This window comes from Streptomyces echinoruber, assembly GCF_014651135.1.
Taxonomy (GTDB): Bacteria; Actinomycetota; Actinomycetes; order Streptomycetales; family Streptomycetaceae; genus Streptomyces; species Streptomyces echinoruber.
The window spans coordinates 308626-318688 of the sequence record NZ_BMWH01000005.1; the positions used below are offsets into that span (position 1 = coordinate 308626).

Genomic DNA, 10063 nt, shown 5'->3' on the forward strand with positions numbered 1-10063 from the left:
ATGCCCGTCCGCGCATGCCCGGCAGGGTGTCGGCAGGCATGATCCGTAAAAGGGTGGAAAGTCGAAATACCGTACGCCACCGAGGAGGAGGAACCGTGACCCGCATGGACAGCGTGCGCGCCGCGACCGGTTCGGCGAAGGAGAGCGTGCTGCACGCCGCGGAAGTGGTGGCGCCCTACGCCGACACGGCCAAGGAGAGGGCCGCGCACTACGCTCAGGAGGCGCGCGTACGGCTCGCGCCGAAGGTGTCGCAGGCCGCCGAACAGGCCCGCGTGCAGTACGGCGCCCGGGTGGCTCCGCGGCTGGAGCAGGCGCGGGCGCAGGCGCTTTCGCATGTGCCGCCGAAGGTCGACCAGGTGGCTCATGAGGCGGCCGCCCGTACGCGCAAGGCCGCCCGGCAGGCGGCCGTGTACTCGCGGCCGAGGATCGAGCAGGCGGTGGCCGCGGCCGGCCCGATGAAGGAGGAGGCCGTGGCGCGCAGTACCGCGGCCCTGGCCGCGCTGCGCGGTCAGGTCACGCCGCAGCAGATCGAGAAGCTGCTGCGGCGGCAGCGCCGGCGGGCGCGGGCCGGCCGGATCGCGAAGCTGGCGATGGTCTTCACCGTCACCGCCGGTGCTGCCTACGCCGCCTGGAAGTGGTGGGACAAGCAGGCCAACCCGGACTGGCTGGTGGAGCCGCCGGCCGCGACGGAGGTGCCCGAGTCCGACCGTCTGACCTCGGTGGACGGCAGCGGTCAGGCGGTTCTGGATCCCGAGGTGGAGGCGAAGGAGGCCGAGCGGGAGTCGGAGGGCGGGGACGAGCAGCGCTGAGTTCCAGCGTTGCGGTGCCGCCGCGGTCCGTGTTCCCACCCTCCTGTCCGCCGCTCTTCTGATCGCGTGCTTGCGTGATGGCGTGATGGCGTGATGGCGCGGAAGGGGGCCGCACGACGATGTCGTGCGGCCCCCTCGGTTTTTCTCGCTGCTTCTCGCGCGGGGCTTGCCTGTGGGGCCTCGCGCGCGGGGCTTCGCGTGCGGGCCGGCGCGAGGTGGCTCAGGGGCGGCCGGTCAGCCGACGGTCCACTTCTGGTTGGCGGCGCCGGTGCAGGTCCAGATCTGCAGCCGGGTGCCGTCGGCGGAGGAGTTGCCCGTGGCGTCCAGGCACTTGTCGGCGCCGACGTTGGTCAGGTCGTGCGCGGCGGTGTAGGTCCACTGCTGGGCCTTGGAGCCGTTGCAGGTGTAGAGCTGGACGGGGGTGCCGTCCGCGGTGGAGCCGCCGCGGACGTCGAGGCACTTGCCGAGGGCGCGGACGGTGCCGTCGGTGCCGAGGGTCCACTTCTGGGCGTCGACGCCGGTGCAGTTGTGCAGCTGGATGGGGGTCCCGTCGGCGGTCGAGGCGCCGGCGACGTCGACGCACATGCCGCCGATGCCCTTGATCGCGCCGGTGGTGCCACCGGTGCCACCGGTGCCGCCGTTGCCGTTTCCGGTGTCGGAGGTGGAGACGCGCACGTAGTCGATGGTCATCGTCTGCGGGAAGGAGGTGTTCCCGTCCGGGCTGCCCGGCCAGTCGCCGCCGACGGCGAGGTTGAGGATGAGGAAGAACGGGTGGTCGTAGACCCACTTGTTGCCGTTCAGGTCGGCCGGGGTGCGGGTCTCGTAGGCCTGTCCGTCGACCGACCAGGTGATCTTCTCGGGGCTCCAGTCGACGGCGAAGACGTGGAAGTCGTCGGCGAAGGACTTGCCGCCGGGGAGGGTGTAGGCGGCGCCGATGCCGCCGCTGCCGGAGTAGCCCGGGCCGTGGATGGTGCCGTGGACGGTGCCGGGCTCCTTGCCGACGTTCTCCATGATGTCGATCTCGCCGCTGTTGGGCCAGCCGGCGCTGCCCAGGTTGTCGCCGAGCATCCAGAACGCCGGCCACATGCCCTGCCCCCGGGGCACCTTGATGCGGGCCTCGAAGTGGCCGTACTTCTGGGTGAAGGTCCGCGCGGTGTTGAGGCGGGCGCTGGTGTACTGGCAGGTGCCGTACCAGCACTGCAGCCCGGGGTCGGTGTTCTTGCGGGCGGTGATGACCAGGTTGCCGTTGCCGTCGAGGGCGGCGTTGCTCGTGCTGTTCGTGTAGTACTGCAGCTCGTGGTTGCCGTTGCCCGAGCCGCCGGTCTCCAGGGTCCACTTGGCCGGGTCGGGGGCGCTGCCGGCCGCGCCGTTGAAGTCGTCGGACCAGGTGACCGCGGTGGTGGCGGCGTTCGCCCGGTGGACGGAGGGGCCCGCCGTGGTGAAGGCGAGCGCCGCGGCGGCCGCGGTGGAGACCAGCAGGGCCAGCCCGCCGAGTGACCACCGGCGTGCGCGATGAGCAGCCATGAGTGAACACACCTTGTCTGTGGGGGATCCGGAGCCTGCCCGACCGGGTGGGTACGTCAGGCCCATGACAGCCACGTCCGTCCGGTGCGTCCCCCCGGGACCGCACCGGACGGTGCCGTTGCGGGCCGATGCTACGGACAACCAACGCCCCGGCAAACCGGTCGCTCGCCCAGCCGAACGGCTTTGAGCTGCGGTTATTCCAGAAGGTTAGGGAGCAGGGACGATTACTTAATTCACTTTTAAACCAGGCTTAAGCCACCGGGTCGGGTCCCGGCCGCCTCGTCGCGCGCCGTACGCGGCAGATCTGCGCGGTGGGCCGCGCGCGGGCTGCGGGCGGACCGCCACGACAGCATGCTCACGGCGAGTGCCGACCCGGCCTCGGCGTGGTACTCGACCCGGTGAGCCGGAGAACCGGCTCACCGATCGCCAGACGGCGAGGACACCGCCATGACCACACATGCACGACCCATGACGACGCGCACCCCCGTCCAGCAGGCGGCCATGCTGGTCGGCGCCGTCTTCCTCCTGGTGGGCGTGCTGGGCTTCGTCCCCGGCGTCACCACCGACTACGACGCGATGGAATTCGCCTCGCACACCTCCGGCGCCAAGCTCCTGGGCGTCTTCCAGGTCTCCATCCTGCACAACCTGGTGCACCTGGCCTTCGGCATCGCCGGCCTGGCACTGGCCCGCACCGCCTCCGGCGCCTACGCGTACCTGCTGGGCGGCGGGGCCGTATACCTCGTGCTGTGGATCTACGGCCTGGCCGTCGGACACACCAGCGACGCCAACTTCGTGCCGCTGAACACCGCCGACGACTGGCTGCACTTCGTCCTCGGCATCGGCATGATCGGCCTGGCCCTCCTCCTCGGCCGCCGCCGTACCGCACGCCCCGGTCCGTGACACCGTCCGGCCGCCGGCGGCGGGGGCGTTCAGGAGCCGGCGGGGGCGTTCAGGAGCCGGTGGGGGCGTTCAGGAGCCGGTGGGGGTGACGCCGAACATCAGCGTGCGGCGGCCGACGTCGTAGTTCACGGTCCCGGTGTTCTTCAGCAGGTCCTGCAGGACGTCGGCGTCGTCGGCGTCCAGGGTGAGGACCTCCTCCCAGGCGCCTTCGTCCAGGACCAGTTGCAGGGTGAAGGTGCCGCGCCGGGCGGCCTCCCCGGCGACCCAGCTGAACTGGTAGTGGTTGACCTGGCGGACCTTGATGCTGTCGTCGGTGACGGGCTGCTGAACCTTGGCCATGGGAAGAACGCCTCCTGTGAGCGGTGTCGAGCGGGCACCGGTCTTGCCTGCCGGTGCGGCACGCCGCCGTACCCGGCCGCTCGGCCGGGTCACCCGGGCGGCGTGCGCCTGGACGACGGGTTCCGGGGCCGGGGGCGGCGCACTGCCGCGTTCCGCCGGCTTCGGGGACGGATGCCGGTCGTCAGCAGCGGGGGGAGTGCTCCTTGTCGACCAAGTGCTGCAGCGGTCCCATGGCCCGCTGCAGCATGCCGCGCGACTGCTCCCCCGGGCGCTGCTGCTCCCCGTGCAGCGCGTTGAGGACGAGCAGCCCGCCGGTCAGGGCGGGCACCGCCCACTGCAGGAGCGTCAGCTTGCGGCGCGACTCCTGCACCTCGTTCAGGTCCGCCGCCGGGCCGGTGCTGTTCTCGTCGCCGGCCGTGGACGAGACCTGCTCGACCTTCTTGCCGAGGACGCGGCTGTAGGCGGTCGCCGCCAGCGCCGCACCGGTGAGCACCGTCTTGGCCAGCGTCGAGGCGCCCACGCCCCGCTGTCCCACGACACGTCCGGCGTTCGCCCGGAGCAGACCGGCGCCCCCCACCAGGTGTATGCCGATCGCCGCGGCGTTGACCGGCGTCCATTTCGCCCAGCCCGTGCTCTCCACCTGCCTGCGGGTCACCTCCGGTACGCCCTTCTCGCGCACCGCGCCGTTCAACCCGACGGCGCCCATCAGCGATCCGCCGAACCATGCCGCCAGCCCCAGGTCGTGCAGGCTGCGCAGCACCGTGTTGCGCTCTGACATCGCCATCCTCCGATTCCCTCCGCCCGAAGACGCGCGCTTCGGGTACGCGGTCACCAGGCTTGTCGACACCGCACGCACCGGCCAGCACGGCCGGTACAAACGGGTGAGGGGCTGTCGGCCGTCGGTGCGGCAGCCCCTGGAACGCGGCGGAGGGCGCGCGGCCGCGGCCTCGGCGGCGCTGCGGGCCGCGCGGATGTACCTGTGGGACGAGAAGGACGCGCGCAGCCTCGAATCGGTGAACGGGGTCTTCGGGGGGCTGATGGACCTCACCGCCGTCGACCTCCCCGACGACGCCCTGTACCACCTGTGCGGGCCGCTGCCGTTCACGCAGGCCGTCCGCAGCCGGCTGATCGAGCGCGGGATCGCCCCGCACGACATCCAGTACGAGGTCTTCGGCCCCGACCTGCGGCAGGCCGACGTGGCCTGACCACCACCGGCCGCATCGCCCGCACCGGCCGCACGGTCGCCGTCTTTCACGCCTCCGCCCGGCCGGCTCCGTCACCCACCACGGACGGTCCTGACCGCGCACCGGTCCCCATATCGGATCAAAATGGGCATAACGTACGCGAACTCGTGGAGGCGCGGTGATGCACGGCAACGCCGAGGACGACGAGCGCCCCCTCGAGGAGCGTGACCGGTACGACGGCGGACCCGACGCCGACCCCGACGCCGGGGACACCGGCGAGCACACCGCGCCCGAGCCGCACGCCGGGGAGCCGGAATCCCACGGCGCGGAGGGCGCGGACACCACCCACGCGGCCGCCGTCGTCCCCGGAGGCGGGACGGCCGCCGGGCGTGTGCCGGCCGACGCGAGTCCCGACGTCTTTCTCGACGTTCCCGTGCTGAAGGTCGACGAGATCGACCTGGACGTCGAGGACCTGCGCGCGCACGTCTCGCTGCGGGCCGAGGTGCTGGACCTGCTGAAGCTGAACGTGGGAGCCGACGTCACACTCGGCCGGGTGCACCTGGGCATCGCGGGGGTGGAGGCGCAGGCCCAGCTCAGGGTACGTCTCGACAACGTCGCACTGATCATCAACCGGGTGCTCACCACGCTCGACCGCAACCCGGAGATACTGCACGAGTTGGCGCGGGGGGTCGGATCCGCCGCGCAGGACGTCGGCGGCGGGGCCCGTCAGGCCGTCGGCGGCCTGGGGGCGGGTGCCGGAAGGGCCGTCCAAGACGTCGGCCGGGGAGCCGGGACCGCCGTACGGGAGGTGGGCCGCGGCGCCGGCTCGGCGGCGAGGGAGGTCGGCCGGGGAGCCGGAAGGGTCGTCCAGGACGTCGGCAGTGGCGCCGGGCAGGCGGTGGAGGACGTCGGCGGTGAGGCGGGCCGGGCCGTCGGAAAGGCCGGCGAGGAGGCCGGCAGCACCGCAGGAAGCGTCGTCGGGAAGGCGGCGGGCGCGACGGAAACGGCGGGCGAGACGGCACGGACGAGCGGCCGCGCCGTCGCGGACGTCCCGGACACCCCGGACACGGCGGGCGGCACCCCACACCGCACCGAGCCTTCCGGACGGAGCGCGGCGCGCAGGCCCGCGGCCGGGGAGCGGGGCCGGACCGTCCGGAGCCAGAGCGGCACCCGCACGCGCCGGGTGCGCGCGGGGAGCGAGAAGCCGCCGCCGCGGCCCACTCGCCGCCGCACCGCCGAGGAGCGGGAGGAGCCGCCCTGAACGGAAGGCGCGGGAGCGCAGGCCCCGATGTGGGACATCTCGTTCCGGTCGACGGTCCGCTCCGAGCGTCTCCGCTTCGCGGAGGAACCCCGCACGGCCGTCCGCTTCCCCGGCACCGGGGAGCGGGAGTCGATGAGCCGCAGCGACCGGATCCGCCTTCCCGACCGGGTCGTCCCCGGCCAGGAATACCACGACGTCACCGTCGTCCACCGCCTCGCCACCCGGCTCACCGGAAAGCCGGAGGACGGACGGGGCGGCACCGGCGGCACGGACGCGTGACGGGGCCGCCGTGCCGCCGGATGCCTGTGGCCCCGGGACCTGCCGGCACCGGCCTCAGGGCGCGGCCGCCGCCGGCAGGTCCGGCCGCTGCGGGTGCCGCCGCGGTGCCGTCGGCACGGAGAGCACCCTGGTGAGGCCGCCGCCCGGCGTGGTCCCCGACCGCCTTCTCCACCCGGTCGGCGGACCAGCGGGCAGAGGACGCCGACCATGGTCGGGACGGGGCACACCGCAGGACAGCCGGTTTCCCTTCGACGGGTCACGGACCTGCACGCGCGGCAGTCCTCAACGGGTCGCGGCAGTCCTCAACAGGTTGCGGCAGTCCTCAACAGGTTGCGGCAGTCCTCAACAGGTTGCGGCAGTCCTCAACGGGTTACGGCAGTCCTCAACGGGTTCCTGACGCGCGCGGAGCCTCCCTCCAGGGGCTCATGCGTCACTCTCTGCTTACGCTGGTGCCGTCCGTCCGCGTGATGGCCGGAACCCCTCGCTGAGCTGCACGTCAGGAGAGCACGTCGATGGTCGCCACCGAACACCCGCCGCCGGGCCGCCTGCGGACGTGGATGCTGGAGGGGCTGTCCGACATGGGCAGGCACGGTGGCCACCCCGGCCCCCATGCCGCGCCCGAACCCCCGCACCAGGGCCAACGCTGGTACCGGGTGATGTGCCTGACCGGTGTCGACTACTTCTCGACCCTCGGCTACCAGCCGGGCATCGCGGCCCTGGCGGCCGGCCTGCTGTCGCCGATCGCGACGATCGTGCTGGTCGTGGTCACCCTGGCCGGCGCCCTGCCGGTCTACCGCCGGGTGGCCCAGGAGAGCCCGCACGGCGAGGGTTCCATCGCGATGCTGGAACGGCTGCTGTCGTTCTGGCAGGGCAAGCTCTTCGTCCTGACCCTGCTGGGCTTCGCGGCCACCGACTTCCTGATCACCATCACCCTCTCCGCGGCGGACGCGTCCACCCACCTGGTGGAGAACCCACACCTGACCGGCGTGCTCCACAGCCACCAGATGCTGATCACGCTGTTCCTCGTGGCGCTGCTCGGCGCGGTCTTCCTCAAGGGCTTCCTGGAGGCGATCGGGGTCGCGGTCGCCCTGGTCGGCACCTACCTCGCGCTCAACCTCGTCGTCGTGATCACCGGCCTGTGGCACGTCGTCACCGCCGAGCACCTGGTCGCCGACTGGACCAGTGCCCTGACGACGGAACACGGCAACGTCCTCGCCATGATCGGCGTATCCCTGCTCGTCTTCCCGAAGCTCGCCCTCGGCCTGTCCGGCTTCGAGACCGGCGTCGCGGTCATGCCGCACGTCCGGGGCGACGACGGCGACACCGAGGAACACCCCACAGGCCGTATCCGCGACACCAGGAAGCTGCTGACCACGGCCGCCCTCATCATGAGCGGCTTTTTGATCACCACCAGCTTCATCACCACGGTGCTGATCCCGGAGAAGGAGTTCAAGACGGGCGGCCAGGCCAACGGCCGCGCGCTCGCCTACCTCGCGCACGAGTACCTGGGCAGCGGCTTCGGCACCGTCTACGACGCCTCGACCATCGCCATCCTGTGGTTCGCCGGCGCCTCCGCCATGGCCGGCCTGCTCAACCTGATGCCGCGCTACCTGCCCCGCTACGGCATGGCCCCGCACTGGGCCCGCGCCGTCCGCCCGATGGTCATCGTCTTCACCCTGATCGCCTTCCTGGTCACCTGGATCTTCGACGCCGACGTCAACGCGCAGGGCGGCGCCTACGCCACCGGTGTGCTCGTGCTGATCAGCTCCGCCGCCATCGCGGTGACCATCGCCGCGCACAAGGCCGGGCAGCGCAACTGGACCATCGCCTTCGGGGTGATCTCGGTGGTGTTCCTCTACACGACCGTCGCGAACGTCATCGAACGCCCGGACGGTGTGAAGATCGGCGCCTGCTTCATCGCGGGCATCATCCTGATCTCGCTGCTGTCCCGGCTGGCCCGCTCCTTCGAGCTGCGCGTGACCAGCGTGACGCTCGACCCGCTGGCGGAGCGGTTCGTCCGGGACATGGCCCACCGCCGCATCCGCCTCATCGCCAACAAACCGGGCCCCCGCGACAAGGCCGAGTACCGCGACAAGATCGAGCAGATACGCGCCGACAACGAGCTGCCCGAACAGGAGGACTTCATCTTCGTCGAGGTCACGGTCACCGACCCCTCCGAGTTCGAGGCGGGCCTGACCGTGCACGGCGAGGTGCTGCACAACCGCTACCGCGTACTGACCCTGGAGTCCGCCTCCATCCCCAACGCCCTCGCCGCCCTCCTCCTGCACATCCGCGACACGACCGGCTGCATCCCGCACATCTACTTCGAGTGGACCGAGGGCAACCCGCTCGCCAACTTCCTGCGCTTCTTCCTCTTCGGCCAGGGCGAGGTCGCCCCGGTCACCCGCGAGGTGCTGCGCGAGGCGGAACCGGACCGCGCCCGCCGTCCGCGCGTGCACACCGGCTGAGCACTTCGGTCGAGCACTCCAGTCCAGCCCTCCAGTCCGGCACTTCAGTCGAGCCCTCCGGCTGAACACTCCGGCGACCGCGTCAGGATCCCGTCAGGATTCGCCGGTGCGGCGTCAAGCCCCCGTCAACACCGGTCGCCGCACCTCGTACGGCCGCCTAGCGTCGGCGGTATGCGACGAAGCGGACCGGCGAACCCGGCCGGCGACCGCCACTGGCGTGGCAGCGTCCGGTTCGCGGCGGTCTGCGCCCTGGTCTTCTGCGCCATGAGCCTCCTGGTCGACTGGGACGCGGGAAGCCTCACCCCCCTGCGCGCCCTGCTCTGGTCCCTCCTGTCGGCCGCGGTGTTCGTCGTCCTGCTGCCGCCACGGGTGAGCGCGGGACCCGGCTGGCTGGCGGTACGCACCCCCTGGCGCCGGCGCGTCGTCCACACGGACGTGGTGACGACCGTACGGCAGTACGAAGGCGTCTCCTCCCACCTAGTCCTGCAGGACGTCCACGGCCACCGCCTGGAGCTCGATCCCCGGACCCTGGAGGCCAACCCCCTGCTCTGGCACGAACTCGACACGGGCGTCCACCGCGCCCTGGAGCACGGCACGCTGCGCCACGGCACGGACGTCCTGGACCGGCTGGGCCACCGCATCGACGACGAGACGACGCTGGCGGTGCTCCGGGCGTCGGGACTCTCCTGACCCCTGGCCCCACGAAGACGTCACGGGCGCAGACACGCGGTCCTCGCCACCGCCCCGGCCGATCGCGAGGTCGAACCCGGCTCCACACCGGCAGCCGCGGACGTCCACGGGGTGAGGCCCGCCTCGTGCGTCTGATGCGCGTCCATGAAGTTCGTCGGAGGCACACCGGCGACGTGCGCGCAGTCGACGTGCACACCGGTCGCCTGCAGTTCGTCGGCCAGGTCGAAGGTGAACGCGGCGAGAGAGAACTTGCTGCACGCATACGCGTCGGCTCGTCGGCGCGTCGGCTCGTCGGCGCGTCGGCTCGTCGGCGCGTCGGCGCCGCCGCAGTGCCGCTCCAACCGACCGTCGGCAGGCCATCCGGACGCGAGCCGCGCGAGGGGCGATTCCCGGCCAGGGAGCGCACACCTTCCGCCGACGCCCTCTCCGGTGCACAGAATGGCGCCATGACGGAGTCCGTGTTACCAGCTGCCCGCCAGGCCGAGGAGGCTCACCGCACCTTGGATGTGCCCGGCGACGGTTGTCGTCGGAGCGCCGTCTCCCTGGAGGAGATCGAGGCCCGGCAGGTCACGCAGGCCTGGCAGCGCATCACCGCGTGGCTCGGCGCGC

11 protein-coding genes are annotated in these 10063 nt (G+C 72.0%); 8 read left to right on the forward strand and 3 right to left on the reverse strand.

Annotation, left to right across the window (positions count from 1 at the left end; all coding sequences use genetic code 11):
- The first annotated feature begins 95 nt into the window (after positions 1–95).
- Entirely contained in the window at positions 96–809 is a 714-nt protein-coding gene (locus IE225_RS10395; protein WP_190057094.1) for a DUF5324 family protein, read from the forward strand.
- 234 nt (positions 810–1043) lie between these two features.
- Here the strand turns inward: IE225_RS10395 and IE225_RS10400 are convergent, their stop codons facing one another.
- Positions 1044–2333 carry a glycoside hydrolase family 16 protein gene (locus IE225_RS10400; protein ID WP_190057095.1) on the reverse strand — a complete coding sequence of 430 codons (1290 nt, stop codon included), beginning with the start codon at positions 2331–2333 and terminating at the stop codon, positions 1044–1046.
- 447 nt (positions 2334–2780) lie between these two features.
- Between IE225_RS10400 and IE225_RS10405 the strand changes: the two genes are divergently transcribed.
- Positions 2781–3233, forward strand: coding sequence for a DUF4383 domain-containing protein (locus tag IE225_RS10405; RefSeq protein WP_190057096.1), 453 nt, complete (start codon positions 2781–2783; stop codon positions 3231–3233).
- Between the two features lie 69 nt (positions 3234–3302).
- Here IE225_RS10405 and IE225_RS10410 read toward each other — a convergent pair whose 3' ends face one another.
- Together IE225_RS10410 and IE225_RS10415 are read right to left on the reverse strand one after the other, a co-directional pair.
- Positions 3303–3572: a hypothetical protein gene (locus IE225_RS10410; RefSeq protein ID WP_190057097.1), complete on the reverse strand. Its 270-nt coding sequence runs from the start codon at positions 3570–3572 to the stop codon at positions 3303–3305.
- A gap of 181 nt (positions 3573–3753) precedes the next feature.
- Positions 3754–4350 carry a hypothetical protein gene (locus tag IE225_RS10415; RefSeq protein WP_190057098.1) on the reverse strand — a complete coding sequence of 199 codons (597 nt, stop codon included), beginning with the start codon at positions 4348–4350 and terminating at the stop codon, positions 3754–3756.
- A gap of 124 nt (positions 4351–4474) precedes the next feature.
- On the opposite strand from IE225_RS10415, the gene IE225_RS10420 reads away from it, so the two are divergent.
- The 6 genes from IE225_RS10420 to IE225_RS10445 form a co-directional block, all read left to right on the forward strand.
- Entirely contained in the window at positions 4475–4777 is a 303-nt protein-coding gene (locus IE225_RS10420) for a ferredoxin reductase domain-containing protein (RefSeq protein WP_190057137.1), read from the forward strand.
- 160 nt (positions 4778–4937) lie between these two features.
- On the forward strand, positions 4938–6017 hold the full coding sequence (locus IE225_RS10425) for a hypothetical protein (RefSeq protein WP_190057099.1): 1080 nt from the start codon (positions 4938–4940) through the stop codon (positions 6015–6017).
- 27 nt (positions 6018–6044) lie between these two features.
- Positions 6045–6296 carry a hypothetical protein gene (locus IE225_RS10430; protein WP_190057100.1) on the forward strand — a complete coding sequence of 84 codons (252 nt, stop codon included), beginning with the start codon at positions 6045–6047 and terminating at the stop codon, positions 6294–6296.
- A gap of 512 nt (positions 6297–6808) precedes the next feature.
- The gene (locus IE225_RS10435; RefSeq protein ID WP_190057101.1) at positions 6809–8764 is read left to right on the forward strand and encodes an APC family permease; all 1956 of its coding nucleotides are present in this window, start codon (positions 6809–6811) and stop codon (positions 8762–8764) included.
- A gap of 171 nt (positions 8765–8935) precedes the next feature.
- Positions 8936–9454, forward strand: coding sequence for a hypothetical protein (locus IE225_RS10440; RefSeq protein ID WP_190057102.1), 519 nt, complete (start codon positions 8936–8938; stop codon positions 9452–9454).
- 173 nt (positions 9455–9627) lie between these two features.
- Positions 9628–10063: hypothetical protein (locus IE225_RS10445; RefSeq protein ID WP_190057103.1), on the forward strand; the 436-nt coding region annotated here is incomplete at its 3' end.